The sequence below is a fragment of the Synechococcus sp. KORDI-52 genome, from assembly GCF_000737595.1.
Classification (GTDB): domain Bacteria; phylum Cyanobacteriota; class Cyanobacteriia; order PCC-6307; family Cyanobiaceae; genus Parasynechococcus.
The window spans coordinates 1,410,807-1,428,478 of the sequence record NZ_CP006271.1; the positions used below are offsets into that span (position 1 = coordinate 1,410,807).

Consider the following 17,672-nt stretch of genomic DNA (forward strand, 5'->3'; position numbering starts at 1 on the left):
TCGATGCTCACCGGTTTGGTGATCTGCTGGCGGGGTTGGCCTGCAGATGCTCCTGGACACTGATGCGCTGCGGCTGGTTGTAGCCCACCGGCAACCAAAGATCACCGTCCGCTGCATTGAAGTGGATCTCCCAGTGATACAAACCGGTGTAGGCGGCAGGGTCCTCCCGCATCAGCGAGGCGTAGAGCAGCACCGCTCGCCCGTAGTAATCGCTGTTGTTGTAGCCCCAGAGGCCGCGGCGAATGTCCTGCAGCCCCCCCCGCCGCACCAGATAGCGCGCTGCCGCCTGGATGGCGTCATGGGGATCGCGGATGTTCCCAGCGCCAATCCCCGCTTCGGCCCAGGTGGTGGGCAGGAACTGCATGGGGCCCTGGGCATTGGCCACGGAGACGCCGTCGATGCGTCCCATGCCGGTTTCAACAAGGTTCACGGCCGCCAGAACCTCCCATTCGATCCCCGTCGCTGCCTCGGCCTTGCGGTAGTGGCTGAGAAGCTTGTCCGCCGGTTCCGGCTGAATGATCCGCCAGGCGGGGAGCATGGTCGGTCCACGGCCACGGCTCATGCGCACGAATTCGCGTCGTGCCGCCAGATGACGTTTGGCCACGTTGCGCCAGCGCGGGGGTAAGGCCTTAACGACCTGCTGGGATCTGGGTTGGTCCGTCGACAGGACCCGGTAGATCACCTGCTGTTGATGGCCGAGATCGGGCAGTGCCTCCGTCGGTGTGGCTGGGTCCCTCAGCGCCCGCTCAACCTCAGCCAGCAGCGTTGCCAGCTCGACAGGGTCGGCGGGCGCCACGGGGTACTGCCTGCCGTCTCGCGTTTTGGGCTGGCTCGCTTGGGCTGGGAGCATAACCGCCTCGATCGCAACCGACTCGGTCACCGCCCCCTCGGCTTCGGCCCGCGGCTGTTTCGGTTTGAGCCACAGCGCCGCCAGCAGGGTTGCGGTGAGAGCCGAGACAACCAGCACGTTGCGGCTGTGCATGGTGAGGCGGGGGCACTGTGCAGACCCTACCGGTGCAGTTCAGGCAGCAAGGAAGGTGCTGCGGTCATGAAAGTCCGCTTGACGGCCGTGACTGAGGGCCCAATGGCTCAGACCGTCCTGCCCGCGGTCGATCACGGCCGTCAGTCCCATGTCCGGGCACACACCTTGCGTCCACCAGGGGGCCAGAGAGATCCTGGCGTCGAGCCGCATCGAATGGGCTCCGCGTTGCAGCCGCAGCCTGGGGGGCATGCTCAGCTCCTGCCGAGTCTGACCGCTGCGGTAGTCATCGAAGCGATAGATCGCCCAATCGCCATTGGCCGCCAGATTCACTTCCCAATAGCGTTGCTCACCAGGGGCGGCGAGAAAGGCCTCGAAACATGTGGTGGTCCAGAGATCATCTTTCCGCTCTCCCTGTTGAGGACCATCCTTCAGCCCCGTTGGCAGCTTCAGGGCGCCAATGCCCTTGGCAGCTCGGGTCAGAACCCCGTAGCTGAGATCCAGCCAACCCTCCCGCCTCCAGACCAGCTCGGCGTTGATGTCCACCCCTGCAGGAATGGACCGTTCAAACGGGATCAGGCGGCAGGCCTGACACAGCATCACGGCAGTACGCGCCATGTCAGTGGCCCGGTTTCTGCTGATGCTTCAGCCGCGCGACCAGCTGCTCCAAGCCGTGGAACTGCTCTTCCACGGCTTCGGTGAGACGAAACTGCACCAGGGCCCGCTGGAGATTGTGACCTGGCTGATCGCAGCGGAAATAGACATCGCCTTCCAGATGATCCGTCAGGAACCGCAGCCCCAGTTCCAGGGGGATCAGACGGATGCAGTGGGGCAGATAGTGCAGGTCCCAGTCACTTAAAAATCCACCAGCCACGGACAGATAACCCGTGAGAATCGCCTCGCAGAGTTCCATGTCGAAGCGCACATCGTTGAGGCTGAGCGGGTCTTCGCCGGCTGGATTGCAGCAGGAGCGCAAGCAGTCGCCGATGTCGTAATGAACGAGTCCCGGCTTGACGGTGTCCAGATCGATGAGGCCGATCGCCTGACCACTGGCCTCATCGATCATCACGTTGTTGATCTTCGGGTCTCCATGAATGGGGCGGTGTTGGAGTTCGCCGCGGGCGAGCGCTGCTTCCAGAACATCCACCCCGTGGCGACGCTCCTCAATGAAGGCCCAGGCGTCTCGTTCAGCCGTGCCCATGCGGTTGGTGGCCGCGGCGACGGCATCGAAACGGTCGAGGTAAGCCGGGGTAACGTGGAAATTTTCCAGGGTGTCTGCCAGCTGATCGGTGGGGAGGTCGCTGATCAGGTGGTGGAACATCCCCAGCCCGTAGCCCACTTCCCGGGCGTGGGCACAGTCCCGGATGACATCACTGGTGGTAGCAGCTCCGATGTAGGTGATGGAGCGCCAGAACTCTCCGTTTTGCTCAATCCACGGGGATGCCTGCTGGCGACAAGGCACCACCTTCGGCACTTCCCAGCGTCGACCCTGCAGTTGCGGGGGTGGAGAGGCGAGACGGCGTTCCACGTGGTCACCCAGGGCCTGCAGGTTCTGCATCACCAGGTCAGGACGATCGAACACGCTTGTGTTCAGGCGTTGCATGACAAAGGCACCGTCCTGTCCCTCATGGGTCACAAGGAAGGTCTCATTGATGTTGCCCGAGCCCAGGGAGCGGATGGCTTTGATCCCCTCACGAGGATGGAAGCGATCGGCGATGGCTTCCAGGGCCTCGGTCATGAGCGGTCGCATGGGTCTCAAGCCGCACCATGCCGCCCTGTCGGCGTTCTGGCCTGTTCAGGTGTGCAGAACAGCAGCCGACTCAGGCCTCGAGCTGGCTTTCGATCATGTCCATCAATTCCAGGTAAGCCGGCATCCCGGTCTCATCGTTCTCGTTGAGTGCCATCTTTCTGCCCATGGCCTGATTGGCATTGTCAGCAATCACAGCGTTCACCACCAGGTCGAGAGCTTTCGGCAGATCGAGGTTCTGAAGGGCTTCCGCGTAGCGACGGCTGTGGCTAGGGCGTACGGATTCCTGGCAGTAGCTGGAGAGTTCACGGCTCTCAGTCATCACCCGGTAGGCGGTGTCCTTCACGCCTGCCCGCCCGTAAATCGCCATGTACAGCAGATTCACCATGGAGGCGTCGTTGGCCGGGATGGCGTATTTCCGGGCGATCTGAGGCCAGTAGCGCAGTGATTTCAGCCCTTCCAGCCCCCCTTTGCGCAGGCCTTCGGCTTCACACCACTGTTCCAACTCCTCCATGGAATGGGGGCAGCGGCCCTGCTCGCGCATGGCCTTGGCCATCACTTGCCCGGCTTGGAAGTTCCGGGTCGGACTGCCGGAAACTGGAATCATCATGCTGCCGCGCACATCGGCAACCATGGCCGTGAGCTGGCTGAAGGTGTGGTCGCGCACCCGCTCGAAGTCGCCGTCGCGCACCAGCGTGGATTCGATCCTGGGGACGGCGTAGCCCAGTTCCGTAAGGGGAAAGGGCTGACGGTGGTAGAGCCGTTGGCGGTCGGGACGTGCCATGGACACAGTGGCCGCCTGGTCCAGGCATTGGTTCAGCAGCAGGGTCAAGAGCGTTGGCAACACTCCGGGATTGTCCTGATGGAAGCCGTAGCCAAATCCTGCGAACACTGAGGCCATGTTTTTGGCGGCCTTGATGAACTGCCCCTCCACGTTGTGAACACCGGCGGAGACCTGGATGTTGGGGGAGAGTTGGTCCATCAGCTGGGCCCCGAGCATGGCCGTCAGGGCATTGGGATGGCAGAAGTTGGCCGTGAAGCTGTCGAAGGGATTGCGCAGAGCTCCATGGCGATGAAAGCCGGAAAAGAAGGCGAGCTCAGGTTGCTGTTCGCACAGCACATAGGCACTGTTGCTGATCGGGTCATGGCTGAAGGATCCCGCCAGGCAGGCCAGCACCACCTGCTCCCGTTGGAGCTCTTGCCGCAGGCGGCAGGCTTCGTGGAGGTCTTCCTCGATGTGATTGCTGTTGGCGCTGAGCACCACGAGGTCGCAGCGCTCGATCAGATCACTCAGGGTGTTGGCTACCAGTTGGCCGCCGCTGCGATGGGAACCCATCTCGAGCACGGTCTCCACGTGCTCGTCGTCCATCGTTGCAATCGTGTCGCTCGGGAACGCCCCCAGAAGCTTCCGACCAGGGCGTGGAGCCAGTAGCAGACGACCTTCCGCGTTCTGCATGGCGCAGTTGTAGGCCAGGGAGGCGGGATACAGCCCGACGCTGTAGAACCCCACCTTCCCGGCCGACAGGTCCAGAACGCGCCGCCGGATGGCTTCGGCATCCAGGCTCTGATCGAAGAAGGAATTGCGCATGCGGCAAGACTAAGCAGCGCTCTCGGTGGAACTGTTGATGGCAGTCAGTTGTCGAAGCCCTCTCCCCTGGGCGTTTTTTTGAATGAGTCCTTGGTCAAAAGAGGGGGATGGTGTCTTGATTCTTTTGGCCTGCTGATTGATTGCAATTTTGATGGATCATGTTGTCGCGCGTTGGGTCTTGACCTCCGAGTACTTGGTTGTGAGCGCACTGCAAAAAGCTTGGATCAAAGACCCATGATGTGTCTGTAATTGTGATTGGATCGGGTTCGTTCATTCAATGCTTGGATTGCTGGGTAAGCCGACAGGCTTTCATTCGGATAAAAAATGGGGAGATAGCCGAGGTAGGCATTCACGGCGCAGTCGGCCGCTGTCCAGGATTCACCCACAAGAAACTGTTTCTTGCTGTAGAGATCGTTGAGTGTTGTCATCAGTCGAGGAAACTCACGTTCCTTGTTGGATGGAACAAATAAGGCAATGGCCAAGGTGGAGTTAGCAAAAAGAATCCACTGGCTAATGGAGGCGCGTGTTGCAGCATTTTTTACCTCGTTGGTATAATTCTCTGACAGGTATTGAAGAATGGCGCCGGATTCAAACAGGGTTAAACCATTGGTGTCGTCCTTCAGGGCGGGAAGTTTTCCAAACGGATTGATGTTCAGATAATCGGGTGCCAGGTTGTCGCCGGCTGATAGGTCAATGTTGACGTACTCATGGTCAATTCCTTTCTCTGCCATGTACCACTTCGGCATCGAAACACGGGTCTTGGTGCCACCGTAGAGATAAAGCGTCATAACTATTTTTGATGATGGTTATTCTAGCTTTATGAACAGTTCTGGACGTCGCGTGCTCTGAACTGGCCCTTTTTGTTCAGGCTCTAGGCCGCTGTCTTGGGTGACGTTGGGATCCCAAGAATGCAGTGTTTTGCTTGGCTCTGACGAGCCGCAACATTTGACGATATCGTTCTTTGATGTTGCGTTTGAGAGTCTTCTCTGCGCTGATGCCCCTGGCGAAAGGATCGAGTCGCCGTGAATGTGCCGCTGCGGGCAGGCCTGAGCCAAGCGCGCTGTAATGCATTCAACTCACTGTTCGCATGCCCGTGTCCAGCCGTGACCTGCTGATGGCGTACCGATGGCCTGCAGCCGTCGTCTTGTCCAGCCTTATTCTGGCGGTCAGCGCAGCCAAGTTGCTCAGCAGGCCCATTCCCATTGCGATTGAGGGTGGCTTGCAGGTGGACAAACTGGTGTTGCCGCCAAGCGTCACCATTCGGTCCGATGCCGCTTTGCCGGTTGTGGTGCAGGAGCCGGTGACCATCAGCGGAGATGCGCCTCTCGCGATCGAAGGGCCCGTGTCGGTGCGTTCAATCGCGGGGTCCGTCTCGGTGAATGCCGAGGCACGGGTCAGAGAACTTGACGGGCAGGTGACGGTCATGGCAGATCAACCTCTCCCTGTTCGCGCTGATGTGACGGTCGAAGACCGAATCACCATTGGCGGCAAGGTCGACATTCAGGGCAAGGTGAAGCCGACCTTGCTTCCCGTTCCGGGGCTCTGATCAGCGGTTGCGGGGGGCTTGGCCGCTACCGACCGTCAGCCCCTGCTCCCATCGGTTGAGTTGCCGCAGTGCCAAGGCCGACAGTGCTGCGGTCACCCAGCCGGTGCTGCTCCAGGCACTGCCTTGTTCGATGCCCACAAGAACAGCGGATCCCCAGAGCAGGGCCCAGGCCCACGGACGGGCAGCCCGAATCCGTCTCAGTGCTGCAGAGCAGCTGCGGCAGTGGATGGTGTGGCTCATGTACCGATCCATCAGCGCCGTGGTGGATTGCCGCGGAGGTAGGGCGTGTCCTGCAAAGGGCTCGCCGCCGTTGGCGTTCAACCAGCGATGCAGGGCCGCCGCGTAAACGTCTGAAGTTGTGGGCATGAAAAAACTGCGTTCCACGGCAGGGCTGCCACCGGCCCGCTCCAGCACCCGTTCCTGCCAATGCAGGAACACCTGATCGTCTTCCAGCACCTTGTGATTGCCGATGTGCTGCAGCCAGCGGGGCCTTAATCCGATCAGCAGCCGGGGGACGGCGGATTGGAACTGGAAGGGGAAGCGGGCAAACAGGCGGCACTCGCCGCGCCTGATCGGAACGGCGTACACCACCGTGAGGATCCGCCCGAAGCCCTTGGCGGTGAGGTCATGCCACATCAACTGCGGGGCATGAAAGCGGGTGGATTGGGCGCCGAGCTTGCCCCGACGCGGCCCCTCCTCCCAGTAGGCCGTGAAGCCGCTGGCGTCTTCCCCCGTGATTGATGCTTCCACTGGCGCAGCGTTCTCCCGTTTGCCCACGGTTTTGTGGTGGGTGAAGGGAACGTGGCTCACATCCAGCACGTTCTCCAGCAGGGTCACCGCATCCATGGGTAGATCGCGGAAGGTGTCTTGCACCGTCCAGCTGTCTGGGGTCTCCTCCAGGGCTGGCACCAGAGGGAGCCGACTGGGGTCCGCGGCATCAGGCGCCCCCATCCAGACGAACAGGAGTCCCTGCCCTGTGGCTGTCGGCAGGCTGGCGCAGCGGGACCGGCGGTTGTTGGGCTGGGTGTTGTCGAGGGCCTGCGGCACGCGCTGACACTGGCCGCTGCCGTCGAAACTCCAGCCGTGGTAAGGGCATTCCAGTAGCCCTTCCTCGTTGATCCGCCCTTCGCTGAGGGGAACCAGGCGGTGGGGGCAGACGTCAGGGAAGACCCGCCAGCTCGATGCGGCGCGATCCCACCAGATCACCAGATCCCGCTCCAGCAGTGTGAACCGGCTCGGTTGTTTGGGGTCGAGGTCCTGCACATAGCTGATCGGCCACCACTGTTCGGTCCAGGTGGGGTGCATGGCAGGAGCATCAAGGCCGTCATGTTCGCTGGCCGGAAGGCTTGGCTGCGGTGTTCCGCTTGTCATCCGTGCTTCTGACTGCCTCTCACCACTGGACTTCTTACGGGTTTGGCACTAATGAGTTGCGCGAAGAAAGTGCACCGCTGTTTCGCCGGCTGCAGCGACCTCCCTGAACCTCAATGCCCCGTTTGACGCCCGACCAGTTGCTGCAGGAGCTCACCGGTGCTGAAGACCTGCTGATCGTGCAGGACCTGGACGGCGTCTGCATGCCACTGGTGAAGGATCCACTGACGCGACGTATGGATGCTGCCTACGTGGATGCCGTCGCCGCTCTGGATGGTCAATTCGCAGTGTTGACCAATGGTGAGCACGAAGGCCGGCGCGGGGTGAACCGCCTCGTGGAGCAGGCCCTGGGGGATTCCGATCTCCCCAGACGTGAAGGGCGTTATCTGCCAGGCCTGGCGGCTGGAGGGGTGCAGCTGCAGGATCGCTTTGGCGACCTGAGCCATCCCGGGGTCTCGCCGGCGGAAATGGCCTTCTTGGCTGCAGCTCCTACCCGTATGGAAGCTCTGCTGATGGAGCGGCTCCCCGCCCTGCTGCCGCAGGTGGGTGTGGATGCTCTGGCTGAGGTGGCCAAAGCCGCGGTGTTGGACACCCAGGTTTCACCAACCATCAATCTCAACGGGATTTTTGAACTCGTCCCCGCTGATGTCACCACGCAGCAGGCCCTGCAGACGATGCTCTCGGAGCTGATGCATCAGTTGCTTGCCGAGGCTGCCGACCGGGGCCTGGAGGAATCGTTCTTCCTGCATGTGGCTCCCAACCTGGGCCGTGATGCACAAGGTCAGGAACGGATCAAGTCTGCTGCTGCTGGAGATGTGGGAACCACCGACATTCAATTCATGCTCACCGGATCGATCAAGGAGGCCGGCCTTCTGGTGCTGCTCAATCAGCACATCCAGCGCCGTTGGGGTGAATCTCCCCTGGGTGAGAGCTTCAATGTGCGAACGGCTCCCCACGATCCCCAAGCGCTGTTGGCGTTGGCGCAGCAGCGCATCCCCGCGGAACGGATGCCACTGCTGGTGGGGGTGGGAGACACGGTCACATCCACGGCATCGGCTGATGGCACCGGTTGGCTTCGTGGAGGGAGCGATCGCGGTTTCCTCAACCTTCTGCAGGACCTTGGCCGCTGGTGCGGTCAACCCAATCGCGTTGTTCTCGTTGACAGCAGCCATGGAGAAGTGGACCGGCCCAGCCATGCCGATGGGAGCTTGCAAGGCATCACCGATCCGGAAGATCCCCTGCGGCTTGACGCGCTCATGCCCGATGGCCCGGAGCAGTACATCGCCTGGTTCCGTCAGCTCTCCAAGCGTCGCCGGGTGGGTTGATTAGCTGCTTAGCAGCGGAGCATCTGTTTCTCTCGCCTGGAGCTGTTCTGTCTGGAAGAATCAGCCTCATCCGCGTAGATCCGGTGGCTGTTGTTGAGACCGTTTTCCCGCCCCTGAAGCGCGGACAGCTCACAACATTGCAGGTGAATCTCGGCTACCGCTGCAACCAAAGCTGTGCCCATTGCCATGTCAATGCAGGGCCCACCCGCACCGAGATGATGGCTGCGGATCTGCTGGCGTTGATTCCGCAGATCCTTGAACGGCATTCCATCTCCTGCCTCGATCTCACTGGGGGGGCGCCGGAGTTGCACCCTGGCTTTCGCGCGTTGGTGCGCCAGGCACGGTCGCTCGGCACCGCCGTGATTGACCGTTGCAATCTCACGATCCTCAGTGAACCCGGCCAGGACGATCTGGCTGAATTCTTGGCGGAGCAGGGGGTTTGCATCACGGCCTCCTTGCCCTGTTACAGCGCTGAGAACGTTGACCAACAGAGGGGTGATGGCGTGTTTGATCGCAGCATCAGCGGGTTGCGTCAGCTCAATGCCCTGGGCTATGGAACGGGCGATCCAAACCGGCAGCTGGATCTCGTCTACAACCCTCTTGGGCCGGTTTTGCCTCCCCCCCAGCAAGCCTTGGAGGCGGATTACAAGAAGGTCTTGGGGGGGTTGGGGATTCGCTTCGATCGTCTGCTCACGTTGGCGAACATGCCCATCCAACGTTTCGCCAAGCAACTGGAACGCAGTGGCGATCTGCAGCGTTATCAGACCCTTCTTGAGGATGCACACAACCCGGACAATCTGAGGGCTGTGATGTGCCGTCAGCTGATCAGTGTGGATTGGCAGGGCCATCTCTACGACTGTGATTTCAATCAGCAGCTCGGCCTGCCCTGCCCCGGTGAGGTGCGTCACCTTCGTGATCTGATTCAGCTTGAGGCCGTTCCACTGGATCAGCCCATCCACACGGCCCCGCATTGTTTTGGCTGCACCGCTGGCGCCGGCTCAAGTTGTGGCGGGGCGCTTCAGGGCTGATCAGCGCGTTATGGGCATAGTGGGTGGATCTGTGAAGAGGCCATCCCGTTGCAACGCATCTGTTTTGCTGTCGCCGCGTTGATGTTCACGGCAACAACGGCCATGGCCGGATCCCACGGCAAGCCCAAGCAGGCGATGTTCAAAACGCAGGCTGAAGCTGAGGCGGCGGCCCCAGGTTTTGGCTGCACCGGTGCTCACCAGATGGGCGAGATGTGGATGGTCTGCGACAAGCACGGTGATGCGGATCACCAGGGAGCCCACTGATCTATGACTGAAGGCGGGCATTGCGGCAGCAAGCCGAAGCGAATCGCGATCGGAGTGGCTCCCCTCGGCACCATCTCCATCGGTATCGTGCCGATGGGGGTGATCTGCATCGGTGTGGTGCCGATGGGCGTGGTTTCGATCGGGGTGGTAGCCATGGGGGTGTTTAACGCCGCCATCGTTGGGATGGGGTTGGTGGCTGTTGGTGTCAACACCATGGGGGTGATCACCGCCGGCCCGATGAGCATGGGCTTGATTCAGCTTCGCTCCACCACCAATCCCCGCTACCTCGCCTATCCCAGTCGCGAGGAGGCGGAGGAACAGGCTCGACAACTTGGTTGTGAGGGCGTGCACCGCATGGGCGATCACTACTGGATGCCCTGCAACGAGCATCCCCAGTAAGCAGCCCGTGCGTTTGCTTCACAAAAGCTTCGGAAGACTTGTGTTGCTAACGCCTTTTCAGAGGCTGTGCTGCTGGCGACAGTGTGCAAAACAGGGCGCATCTGATGTCACCATCGTCGCCACGCCAGCGTGTTCAAACCCTGCTCAGTGCCCGATGGTTGGAGATGGGTGAAGTGTCATTGATGCATCACCGCCAGGTTCAGATCTTGCTGAACAGCTTGAGACGCGAAAAAGAACTGGTGTCTGTGCAGCTGATTGAGCTTCTGATGGCTGATCTCTACGACAAGGAATTTCGCTCCGAGTGATTCCGTGCTTCAGCTCTACCCCTGACACTTGGGGCAGATCGCACGCACGTTCAGGCTGGATTCAATGAGCTGAAATCCAACATGGGCGGCGGCAGCTGCCCCTGCTGCCAACACGGGTTCACTTTCGAATTCCTCGGTGCGGCCGCAGCGGATGCACACCACATGGTGATGTTGGCGGTGATCTTCTACGGCAAGCTCGAAACGTCGACCCCCTTCACTGAGTTCCAGCTCCTGGAGCAGCCCCATGTCGGCCAGCAGGCGTAGGGTGCGATACACGGTTGCCAGGGACACCTTCATCTCCAGTGCCGCCAGCTGCTGGTGCACCTCTTCAGCGCTGAGGTGGCAGCCGGAGCCACAGCGTTTGAACAGCTCAAGAACCCGTTTGCGCTGCGGGGTCAGGCGGCGTCCGCCCTGGTGCAGCCCCTGCTGCAGGGTGATGTCCGTTGCAGCAGGCGCGGAGGACGATGTCACAGCTTCTCCTCGCTCATTCTCAAGAGTAGGCCTTAATGAGAGTGCTGTCTCGCCCTCGGGACAGAGCCCTGGTCGGATCCCATCGGTTGCCGATCAGGGCGATGAATGTTGGTGATAGCGTCCGCCGGCGCTGTTGTTCTGGTCGATGGAAACCCACGTGCTCACCTTCACCATCACCAAGTCATTTGCTGAATGGGTCATCACCTATGACGCATCCCTGCCGCTTCAGAACATCGCTGGCATCACCTCGCTCTACCGGGGAGTCAGCAAGGACGACCCCACCAAGGTGTGTGCGGTGATGCAAGCTGCTCCAGGTGTGATGGAGCAATTCATCGCCGACAACACCGACATGATTGCGGCTTCGGGGCACGTGATTGAGAGCACCGTGAGTCAGGTGTTCCTCGCCAGCTGATGGCCTGGCGTCCTGCCCGGGCCTGGACCAGCCAGCTCCCGGTGGCCGGGTACCGCCATTTCGAGCTGATCACGCAAGGCGGCCGTGGTCCGCTGCGGTGGGTTGAGTTGGCGGCTGTGCTGGCTCCGTCGCATCGCGAGCGTGTGCTCTGGAGTGAGCTCAGGGATCCAACCCGTTGGAGCAGCGGCTGGCAGTCCATTTCGGAGAGTGATGAGGATTCTTCAACTCAGTGATCCACACCTGGTGGCCGCTGATCAGGGGCTGGTGCGGAGACGGCCGGCCCTGGCTCACTTCGAGCGAGCTCTCCAGGTGGGTGGCGCCTTGAACCCCGATCTGGTGCTGGTGACGGGGGACCTTTGCCAGGACGAAAGCTGGGGTGGTTATGCCCGGCTGCGGCGGGCCCTGATCCAACACGTGCGCTGCTCGGTGGCTCTGCTGCCCGGCAACCACGATCACCCGCTGCTGCTTGATGCGGTGTTGGGGAGAACCTGGACGACGGCTCCCGCAGATCTGTTGGTGCAAGGCGTGAGAGTGTTGCTGCTGAGCAGCCATCGGGTGGGTTCAGCTGCCGGTGCGCTCGGCTCGCTTCAGCTCCAGTGGCTGGCGCAGCGCCTGCAGTGCCCGGAGCGCCGTGATCTGCCCCTGGTGGTCGCTCTTCACCATCCACCGATCCCCATCGGCGATGCCGGTATGGATGCGATCAGGCTCCTCGATCAGGCATCTCTTGAGAAGCTGTTGCGTCCTCATCGGGTCCTGCGGGCGGTGCTGTTTGGACACATCCACCAGCATTGGCAGGGCTCCTGGGCCATGCGGCCTGACGTGTTGCTGCTCGGATGCCCTTCCACGCTATGCAGTTTCAAAGCGGTGCAGCCCTGCCCCCTTGGTCGTGCCGATGATCCGGGGGGCAGGTTGCTCGATCTGACGCCTGATGGAGCCGTTCAGCACCGGGTGCTGCGCTGGAGCAGCGTCTGAATTCAGCCCATTCCCTTCTGCGACTCGCGGAAGGCCTTGAGTTTGTCGATGTCCTTCTCTTCGTCGATGGAATAGTCCGTCAGGATTAAGGCCTTGCCGATGGTCCCGAGGGCATACTCGATCCGGTCGAGATCGCGGCGTCCGTCGTCATCCAGTCGTGCTGCACGAATTACCTCAGGGCGCAGCTGGTCGGCCAGCTGCTCCAGCGCCGCTGCGATCGCTTTGGCCTGCTGAAGCGGCTCGGAGTCACCCATGAATCCTGAACAGATGCAATCGGAAGACTCTGACAGTTCTCGTCAGAAGCCCTTGGCCGTGGGCCGCTGACTCGAGAGCGAGACGTTGCCCAGGGGTTGTTGCTGGGGGGCGGGCTGCTGCATCGCTGTGGGCGGAACACCGGGGGCCGCCACCACATTGAACGCCAGCGACCAGCGTTCCCCATCTCCGCGGAAAGGCATCACCGAATGGGGTTGCCAGGCCGGGAACACATAGAAATCACCGGGCACAGGCAGCACGTAGTGCGCCATGCCGGTACGGAATGACTGAATGTGCCAGTCTTCCGGGCCGTGGAAGCAAAGTTGGCCGTCAAAACTGTTGGCGTTGATCTGCGGTGGCACCTTCAGAAAGATCACTCCAGAGAAGCTGCCGCCGTGGGTGTGGGTGGGGTTGTAGTCACCGGCCGTCTGGCAATTGAGCCAGAGGTCAATCATCTGCAGGCGGTAGCGACCGGGAACCCAAGGGCCGCGCCCCTGGGGAGGCTGACGATCCATCACATGGCGGATCCAGCGATCACAGGCCGGCAGCAGGTGATTGTTGCTGAGCTCCTGCACGCCGGGTTGATCAGGCCTCAGTTCGCGCTGCTGACGCAGTTGACCCGCCAGCTTCGCTGAAGCATCGGGGCTGGACTCAGGATGGGCGAGAACGCTTTCGCTCAGCCCAATCAGCTGTTGGAGCAGAGGATCTGGAAGGGTGTCCCGAAGGATGGAGCGGGGAAACAGATCGAGAACGTCCACCAAAGCTTGGTCTGCTGCAGGCCATCGTGGCAGCCCCAAAGTGGGTGCACCGTTCATGATGATCCTGATGCTGCGCCACGTCCTCCTGGTGCCTGTGCTGCTGGGCAGCGGCGTTGCTGCAACGGCTGCTGATCTCCCTGGGCAACAGGGGCCAACGACGGCGCTGCTGCAGGGCGGTCCACTGCAGCTCAGCACCCGTCGTACGGCCGAGCTGTTCCCGGACGGCAACCGCATCTGGAAGGTTGAACTGCATCGCGGCCCGCGTTTGCTGGCCAGCTGGCCAGCGGCCAGTGGTGTGGCCCGGCGCCAGAGTGCTGATCGCCGCTGGAGCCCCGGCAATGCAGCCCCTTTGCCCGCTGGTGTGTACAGCCTGGGGCGTCCGGAACCGTGGGGAAATGATCTGTGGTTTGACCTGACCCCTCGCTTCGACACCACCCGAAGTGCTCTGGGCATCCACCGCTGTTATCCCGGCACGGGTTGCATCTGCATGCCCGAGAGAGCTGATATCGACGCACTCGCCAGTTGGGTCAAGGCGTCTGGGATTCGGACGTTGCAGGTGTTGAACTGATCGCTGGGCCTTGAGGTGCAGCAGTCCCAGGTCGGTGTGGAGGCGTCGTGGATGACCGTTCGTCCTTAAGAGAATTGGACACGTGTCGATCAACACTGGTTCATCCGTCAAGGTGGTCATGTGGTCGAATCGCTCCGGTGGTGCATCACCGTCGACCACACAACATTCCTGAATCACCTTCGTCTGGGTGGCCTGGAGCACCTTCGTTCCGCCTGGGGCTCAGTACAACTGAGGTCATCCACCAGATGGATCGGATTCATGGTCGTCAGCGTCTGGATGATCGTCGGCTTTCTGTTGGCGGCCTATTCCGTTGTGGCGAACGACTCGCTCCAGACCCTCGGCACCTACCTTTCCTCCAACCGGAATCGCACGCCGAAGCTGACGCAGATGCTGTTCATCTGCACGGTGACGTGTGGAGTTCTGCTGTTGGGCTGGGTGCTCAACAACGGTGATCCCGCCTGGGGGCGGCTCACTGTCCCAGGCAAAGAATTTCCGTGGCCTGAGCCCTTCACCTGGGTCTACTTGCTTCCACCGCTCGCTGTCGTGGCCCTGACTCAGTGGGGGGCACCGGTGAGCACCTCGTTTCTGGTGTTGTCATCGTTCATGCCGGCCAACATCGGGAGGCTGCTCAGCAGCTCTCTGACGGGGTACGGTCTTGCTTTCGGGGTGGGCCTGGCGGCCTACATCCTCGGGTTGTGGTTGCTCGAGCGATGGGTGTTCTGCCGTACCCGGGACGGCGACGACCCCAGCACAGTCTGGTACGGCCTGCAGTGGTTCTCCACCGGGTTTCTCTGGTGCATGTGGCTGGTACAGGATCTGGCCAATATCTTTGTATTCCTGCCGCGCCAGTTGAACCTCGTTCCGATGCTCATCTGCACGTTGGTGCTCTGCGTTGGTCTCTGTGTTCTGGTGGCCACCGGGGGTGGGCCGATCCAGGCTGTGCTCCGCACCAAGACCAACACGTCTGACCTGCGTTCGGCCACGCTGATCGACTTGTTGTTCGGTCTCTGCCTGCTCTACAAGGCCTTCCTCTCCAGCTTCCCCCTCAGCACCACTTGGGTGTTTTTAGGCCTGATCGGCGGCCGTGAGTTGGCCTTGCGGATCAAGCAACAAACATCAGACGTTCTGTTCACCAGCCGGGAGTCGGGCAGCCTGGCCAGAGTCATTGGCACGGATCTTTGGAAAGCTGCCGTCGGCGTTGTGGTGAGCGTGGGGATCGCCCTCAGCATCCATCCCCTCGCTCAGATCACTGCAGGTTGACCGCTTAATCCCATGGCATCGTTCGGCTCCATGTCCAGAGATTCCAGTGGTCGCTTTCGGGCCAGCAAGGAACCCAAGGCCAAGCCGGTGCAGGTTTGGTTGAAGCCCGATGTTCTGGAGCGGCTTGACACCTACTGCGCGTTTTATGGGATTGGGCGTGGTAAGGCCATCGGTCATCTGCTCCAAGGTGCTCTGCCTGATCCCAATTGGTTACCCCCGGTGATCGATTTGCTCAAGGACGCTGAGCCGGTTGTTGAGGGAGACAACCGGCTTCCCCATCCCCAAAATGAGCAGAGTGAGGCGTCGAAGCCGGCGCCTCGTTTCCAAGCGGGCGATCGTGTGGGGAACAAGGCCAGCGGTCGTTGCGGTGTGATTGATGATGAGCCCCTGCTGTGGATCGAGCCCGGTCCATGGCCCACCGGAATGCCCAGGGAAGGGCACTGGAGTTATTCCGTTGCCTGGGACGGTGAGCTGGGATTGACCATCCGATATGCCGAAGATCTGCTGGAGCCAGAGGATGCGGCCCCAGTTGATTGATCCTGTGGTCAGCGGATCGATCCATGGCTAGGGCTGAGAGGGATGAGGCCCACCATGGGACGTTTTGTTCTCTTGTCGCTCCTGTTGCCCTGGTTCATGGGTGGGTCGGCGTTGGCGCGCCCTGAGCCGCAGCTCAGTGCCAGACAGACCATCCTCGAGGCGAACCGGCATCTGATCGCCGATGGTTGGCGACCCGCCCCCGAAAAAAAACCAACGCCAGAGGAGCGGCGCTGGTCGTCTGTTGCGCTCAAAAGCCTGTCGGCCTGTTCTGGTACTGGGGTTGGCTTCTGCCGTTTTGACTACCGCCGTGATCTTCAGCGGCTGTCGGTGGTGACGGTGCCCAGTGAACCCGGGCGCCCGTCCGTCGGTCGCGTTGAACGTTGGTGGTGATCAGGGGTTCAGAGGCTGCTCCCGCCAGAGCGTGTCTGCGTTCCAACGCGTTCGTTGATGGGGATGGGGCCCCAGGTTGAGGCGCTCAACGGTGTTCACCCGCATTTGTAGCACCACGAAATGCTCCGGCAGTTTTGCGGTTTCACGGAGCCGTTCTGGGAAATCCGCGGATGGATCCAGAGGATCCGCTGGTGTCGGCCAGCCCCAGACAGCGCGCCCCGTCTCGGACAGCTGTTGCCAGCGCTGCTGACAGAGCTCAGGTTGCTCGGAGGCTGGTATCAGCTCCACCAGGCCCCGTAGCCGGTATTGCTGGCGGGCTTTGGGGAACAACCAGCACAGTTCAGAGGCTGCAACGTCAGCGAGTTCCTTCACTTTTTCGCTGCGCTGATCGCTGAACAGTTCAAGCAGGTCTGCCCCGGCCCAGCCGCGGAACACCAGGGTCCTCACCCGGGGCGCTCCGTCCCGTCCGGTTGTCGCCAGTTGCACCCAGCGGGCGGCAACGGAGCGTCCCTCCCGCTGCATGGCTGCCCGCAGCAGCGGTCTCCAGGGGGGGATGGCCTCAGTCATGGCCTCAGGGATGGCAGATCGAACAAGCGAGCCTGCTCGGCAGCAGCACGCACCACGATGGCGTGGCGCTGCACCAGGGGGGTGAGGGCGTCATAGCCGCCGCCGATCACCGTCGCGGTTGGAATCCTGCGGCGGAGGCAGGCATCGAGCACGAGTCGGTCCCGCATCTTCAATCCCGCATCGCTGAGGACCAGTCGGCCGAGCCGATCATCGCGATGGGGATCGACCCCTGCGTTGAACAGCACCAAATCCGGCGCGATGGTGTCCAAGGCATCAGGCAACCGGTCAGCAATGGCAGCGAGATAATCGTCATCACCGGTGCCATCGGCAAGCGGAATGTCGATATCCCCCTGCACTTTGCGCAAGGGAAAATTGCTGGCGGCGTGCACCGAAAGGGTGGTCACCCTGGGATCGTCTTGGAAACAGGCTGCTGAACCATCCCCCTGGTGCACGTCGAGATCGACGATCAGAATTCGCTTCACCTCCCCCATCCTCAGCACAACCCTTGCAGCGACTGCACAGTCGTTGAAGATGCAGAAGCCGCTCCCGTAGTCGGGATGGGCATGGTGGGTGCCCCCCGCCAGGTGACAGGCCAGTCCACGCTGAAGAGCCAGGCGTGCCGTCAGCAGGGTGCCGCCCACCGCGAGCCAGGTGCGTTGCACCAGCGGTCGTGTCGCTGGAAGCCCGATGCGACGTTGCTCCGGGCGGGTCAAGCGGTCGCGGCTGAAGGCTTCGTGATAACTGCGTGGATGCACGCACTCCAGATCTTTGCGGGCGATGCTCAGGGGGCGATGCACCTGATCGGGCTGGATCACGTTCTGCTCCAGCAGGAGTTGATGCAGCAGCCTGAATTTCGCCATCGGAAAACGATGGGTGCTTGGAAGCGGCGCGGAGTAATGCGGGTGGTAGACGACCGGTAGCGTCAAGGAGCTGGTC

The 17,672-nt window shown here is 61.5% G+C and carries 24 protein-coding genes; 13 read left to right on the forward strand and 11 right to left on the reverse strand.

Going from position 1 to position 17,672, the window contains the following annotated elements; genetic code table 11:
* Positions 1 to 7 precede the first annotated feature (7 nt).
* The 5 genes from KR52_RS07055 to KR52_RS07075 form a co-directional block, all read right to left on the reverse strand.
* Positions 8 to 982, reverse strand: a complete 975-nt coding sequence (locus tag KR52_RS07055; RefSeq protein ID WP_038554065.1) for a lytic transglycosylase domain-containing protein — start codon at positions 980 to 982, stop codon at positions 8 to 10.
* A 39-nt stretch (positions 983 to 1,021) separates the two neighbouring features.
* Positions 1,022 to 1,597 carry a DOMON-like domain-containing protein gene (locus KR52_RS07060; protein ID WP_038554068.1) on the reverse strand — a complete coding sequence of 192 codons (576 nt, stop codon included), beginning with the start codon at positions 1,595 to 1,597 and terminating at the stop codon, positions 1,022 to 1,024.
* Between the two features lies 1 nt (position 1,598).
* Positions 1,599 to 2,729: a phosphotransferase enzyme family protein gene (locus KR52_RS07065; protein WP_173402202.1), complete on the reverse strand. Its 1,131-nt coding sequence runs from the start codon at positions 2,727 to 2,729 to the stop codon at positions 1,599 to 1,601.
* Between the two features lie 70 nt (positions 2,730 to 2,799).
* The gene (locus tag KR52_RS07070; protein WP_038554075.1) at positions 2,800 to 4,314 is read right to left on the reverse strand and encodes a hypothetical protein; all 1,515 of its coding nucleotides are present in this window, start codon (positions 4,312 to 4,314) and stop codon (positions 2,800 to 2,802) included.
* 224 nt (positions 4,315 to 4,538) lie between these two features.
* On the reverse strand, positions 4,539 to 5,102 hold the full coding sequence (locus KR52_RS07075) for a glutathione S-transferase family protein (RefSeq protein WP_038554078.1): 564 nt from the start codon (positions 5,100 to 5,102) through the stop codon (positions 4,539 to 4,541).
* 299 nt (positions 5,103 to 5,401) lie between these two features.
* Here KR52_RS07075 and KR52_RS07080 point away from each other — a divergent pair, with 299 nt between their 5' ends.
* A complete protein-coding gene (locus KR52_RS07080) occupies positions 5,402 to 5,860 on the forward strand; it encodes a hypothetical protein (protein ID WP_038554081.1) in 459 nt (152 codons plus the stop codon).
* On the opposite strand, the gene KR52_RS07085 is transcribed toward KR52_RS07080, so the two are convergent.
* On the reverse strand, positions 5,861 to 7,165 hold the full coding sequence (locus KR52_RS07085; RefSeq protein WP_038557005.1) for a Rieske 2Fe-2S domain-containing protein: 1,305 nt from the start codon (positions 7,163 to 7,165) through the stop codon (positions 5,861 to 5,863).
* Between the two features lie 179 nt (positions 7,166 to 7,344).
* Between KR52_RS07085 and stpA the strand changes: the two genes are divergently transcribed.
* The 5 genes from stpA (at position 7,345) to KR52_RS13925 (ending at position 10,549) form a co-directional block, all read left to right on the forward strand.
* Positions 7,345 to 8,553 carry a glucosylglycerol 3-phosphatase gene (stpA, locus tag KR52_RS07090; protein ID WP_038554084.1) on the forward strand — a complete coding sequence of 403 codons (1,209 nt, stop codon included), beginning with the start codon at positions 7,345 to 7,347 and terminating at the stop codon, positions 8,551 to 8,553.
* A gap of 83 nt (positions 8,554 to 8,636) precedes the next feature.
* Positions 8,637 to 9,581, forward strand: coding sequence for an arsenosugar biosynthesis radical SAM (seleno)protein ArsS (arsS, locus tag KR52_RS07095; protein ID WP_173402203.1), 945 nt, complete (start codon positions 8,637 to 8,639; stop codon positions 9,579 to 9,581).
* 48 nt (positions 9,582 to 9,629) lie between these two features.
* Positions 9,630 to 9,845: a DUF3721 domain-containing protein gene (locus KR52_RS13630; RefSeq protein WP_253912335.1), complete on the forward strand. Its 216-nt coding sequence runs from the start codon at positions 9,630 to 9,632 to the stop codon at positions 9,843 to 9,845.
* A 3-nt stretch (positions 9,846 to 9,848) separates the two neighbouring features.
* Positions 9,849 to 10,244 (forward strand): GLTT repeat protein, encoded by a 396-nt coding sequence (locus KR52_RS07105; protein WP_038554090.1) that lies wholly within the window; start codon positions 9,849 to 9,851, stop codon positions 10,242 to 10,244.
* A 104-nt stretch (positions 10,245 to 10,348) separates the two neighbouring features.
* A complete protein-coding gene (locus KR52_RS13925; protein WP_084221961.1) occupies positions 10,349 to 10,549 on the forward strand; it encodes a hypothetical protein in 201 nt (66 codons plus the stop codon).
* A 15-nt stretch (positions 10,550 to 10,564) separates the two neighbouring features.
* Here the strand turns inward: KR52_RS13925 and KR52_RS07110 are convergent, their stop codons facing one another.
* Entirely contained in the window at positions 10,565 to 11,020 is a 456-nt protein-coding gene (locus KR52_RS07110; RefSeq protein WP_038554093.1) for a Fur family transcriptional regulator, read from the reverse strand.
* Between the two features lie 145 nt (positions 11,021 to 11,165).
* On the opposite strand from KR52_RS07110, the gene KR52_RS07115 reads away from it, so the two are divergent.
* Genes KR52_RS07115 through KR52_RS07125 form a run of 3 tightly spaced genes read left to right on the forward strand, consistent with a single transcriptional unit; the run spans position 11,166 to position 12,404 of the window.
* Positions 11,166 to 11,432, forward strand: coding sequence for a DUF3764 family protein (locus KR52_RS07115; protein WP_038554096.1), 267 nt, complete (start codon positions 11,166 to 11,168; stop codon positions 11,430 to 11,432).
* Positions 11,432 to 11,665 carry a TIGR02450 family Trp-rich protein gene (locus tag KR52_RS07120; RefSeq protein WP_038554098.1) on the forward strand — a complete coding sequence of 78 codons (234 nt, stop codon included), beginning with the start codon at positions 11,432 to 11,434 and terminating at the stop codon, positions 11,663 to 11,665. Before KR52_RS07115 ends, KR52_RS07120 begins: the two co-directional genes overlap by 1 nt.
* The gene (locus KR52_RS07125; RefSeq protein ID WP_038554102.1) at positions 11,643 to 12,404 is read left to right on the forward strand and encodes a metallophosphoesterase; all 762 of its coding nucleotides are present in this window, start codon (positions 11,643 to 11,645) and stop codon (positions 12,402 to 12,404) included. Before KR52_RS07120 ends, KR52_RS07125 begins: the two co-directional genes overlap by 23 nt.
* Before the next feature lie 2 nt (positions 12,405 to 12,406).
* Here KR52_RS07125 and KR52_RS07130 read toward each other — a convergent pair whose 3' ends face one another.
* Positions 12,407 to 12,658 carry a hypothetical protein gene (locus tag KR52_RS07130; protein ID WP_011364726.1) on the reverse strand — a complete coding sequence of 84 codons (252 nt, stop codon included), beginning with the start codon at positions 12,656 to 12,658 and terminating at the stop codon, positions 12,407 to 12,409.
* Between the two features lie 42 nt (positions 12,659 to 12,700).
* The gene (locus KR52_RS07135) at positions 12,701 to 13,471 is read right to left on the reverse strand and encodes a putative 2OG-Fe(II) oxygenase (protein WP_253912336.1); all 771 of its coding nucleotides are present in this window, start codon (positions 13,469 to 13,471) and stop codon (positions 12,701 to 12,703) included.
* A 10-nt stretch (positions 13,472 to 13,481) separates the two neighbouring features.
* Here KR52_RS07135 and KR52_RS07140 point away from each other — a divergent pair, with 10 nt between their 5' ends.
* The 4 genes from KR52_RS07140 (at position 13,482) to KR52_RS07155 (ending at position 16,169) form a co-directional block, all read left to right on the forward strand.
* Positions 13,482 to 13,982: a L,D-transpeptidase gene (locus KR52_RS07140; protein ID WP_038557009.1), complete on the forward strand. Its 501-nt coding sequence runs from the start codon at positions 13,482 to 13,484 to the stop codon at positions 13,980 to 13,982.
* 258 nt (positions 13,983 to 14,240) lie between these two features.
* Positions 14,241 to 15,242 (forward strand): hypothetical protein, encoded by a 1,002-nt coding sequence (locus KR52_RS07145; RefSeq protein WP_051834298.1) that lies wholly within the window; start codon positions 14,241 to 14,243, stop codon positions 15,240 to 15,242.
* Between the two features lie 30 nt (positions 15,243 to 15,272).
* Positions 15,273 to 15,779, forward strand: a complete 507-nt coding sequence (locus KR52_RS13270; protein WP_051834299.1) for a hypothetical protein — start codon at positions 15,273 to 15,275, stop codon at positions 15,777 to 15,779.
* Positions 15,780 to 15,833: 54 nt separating this feature from the next.
* Positions 15,834 to 16,169, forward strand: a complete 336-nt coding sequence (locus KR52_RS07155; protein WP_038554108.1) for a hypothetical protein — start codon at positions 15,834 to 15,836, stop codon at positions 16,167 to 16,169.
* Here KR52_RS07155 and KR52_RS07160 read toward each other — a convergent pair whose 3' ends face one another.
* Positions 16,170 to 16,736, reverse strand: coding sequence for a pyridoxamine 5'-phosphate oxidase family protein (locus KR52_RS07160; protein WP_038554111.1), 567 nt, complete (start codon positions 16,734 to 16,736; stop codon positions 16,170 to 16,172).
* Complete coding sequence (locus tag KR52_RS07165; RefSeq protein ID WP_038554114.1) at positions 16,733 to 17,662, reverse strand: histone deacetylase; 930 nt, start codon at positions 17,660 to 17,662, stop codon at positions 16,733 to 16,735. Before KR52_RS07165 ends, KR52_RS07160 begins: the two co-directional genes overlap by 4 nt.
* Between the last annotated feature and the right edge of the window lie 10 nt (positions 17,663 to 17,672).

Coding starts and splice junctions, on each gene's coding strand:
- KR52_RS07080 (WP_038554081.1), top strand. CDS start 5,402: ATGCCCGTGTCCAGCCGTGACCTGCTGATGGCGTACCGATGGCCTGCA.
- KR52_RS07135 (WP_253912336.1), bottom strand. CDS start 13,471: ATGAACGGTGCACCCACTTTGGGGCTGCCACGATGGCCTGCAGCAGAC.
- KR52_RS07125 (WP_038554102.1), top strand. CDS start 11,643: ATGAGGATTCTTCAACTCAGTGATCCACACCTGGTGGCCGCTGATCAG.
- KR52_RS13925 (WP_084221961.1), top strand. CDS start 10,349: ATGTCACCATCGTCGCCACGCCAGCGTGTTCAAACCCTGCTCAGTGCC.
- KR52_RS07075 (WP_038554078.1), bottom strand. CDS start 5,102: ATGACGCTTTATCTCTACGGTGGCACCAAGACCCGTGTTTCGATGCCG.
- KR52_RS07160 (WP_038554111.1), bottom strand. CDS start 16,736: ATGACTGAGGCCATCCCCCCCTGGAGACCGCTGCTGCGGGCAGCCATG.
- KR52_RS07120 (WP_038554098.1), top strand. CDS start 11,432: ATGGCCTGGCGTCCTGCCCGGGCCTGGACCAGCCAGCTCCCGGTGGCC.
- stpA (WP_038554084.1), top strand. CDS start 7,345: ATGCCCCGTTTGACGCCCGACCAGTTGCTGCAGGAGCTCACCGGTGCT.
- KR52_RS07065 (WP_173402202.1), bottom strand. CDS start 2,729: ATGCGACCGCTCATGACCGAGGCCCTGGAAGCCATCGCCGATCGCTTC.
- KR52_RS07130 (WP_011364726.1), bottom strand. CDS start 12,658: ATGGGTGACTCCGAGCCGCTTCAGCAGGCCAAAGCGATCGCAGCGGCG.
- KR52_RS07085 (WP_038557005.1), bottom strand. CDS start 7,165: ATGCACCCCACCTGGACCGAACAGTGGTGGCCGATCAGCTATGTGCAG.
- KR52_RS07070 (WP_038554075.1), bottom strand. CDS start 4,314: ATGCGCAATTCCTTCTTCGATCAGAGCCTGGATGCCGAAGCCATCCGG.
- KR52_RS07115 (WP_038554096.1), top strand. CDS start 11,166: ATGGAAACCCACGTGCTCACCTTCACCATCACCAAGTCATTTGCTGAA.
- KR52_RS07155 (WP_038554108.1), top strand. CDS start 15,834: ATGGGACGTTTTGTTCTCTTGTCGCTCCTGTTGCCCTGGTTCATGGGT.
- KR52_RS07060 (WP_038554068.1), bottom strand. CDS start 1,597: ATGGCGCGTACTGCCGTGATGCTGTGTCAGGCCTGCCGCCTGATCCCG.
- KR52_RS07140 (WP_038557009.1), top strand. CDS start 13,482: ATGCTGCGCCACGTCCTCCTGGTGCCTGTGCTGCTGGGCAGCGGCGTT.
- KR52_RS07055 (WP_038554065.1), bottom strand. CDS start 982: ATGCACAGCCGCAACGTGCTGGTTGTCTCGGCTCTCACCGCAACCCTG.
- KR52_RS07145 (WP_051834298.1), top strand. CDS start 14,241: ATGGTCGTCAGCGTCTGGATGATCGTCGGCTTTCTGTTGGCGGCCTAT.
- KR52_RS07105 (WP_038554090.1), top strand. CDS start 9,849: ATGACTGAAGGCGGGCATTGCGGCAGCAAGCCGAAGCGAATCGCGATC.
- KR52_RS13270 (WP_051834299.1), top strand. CDS start 15,273: ATGTCCAGAGATTCCAGTGGTCGCTTTCGGGCCAGCAAGGAACCCAAG.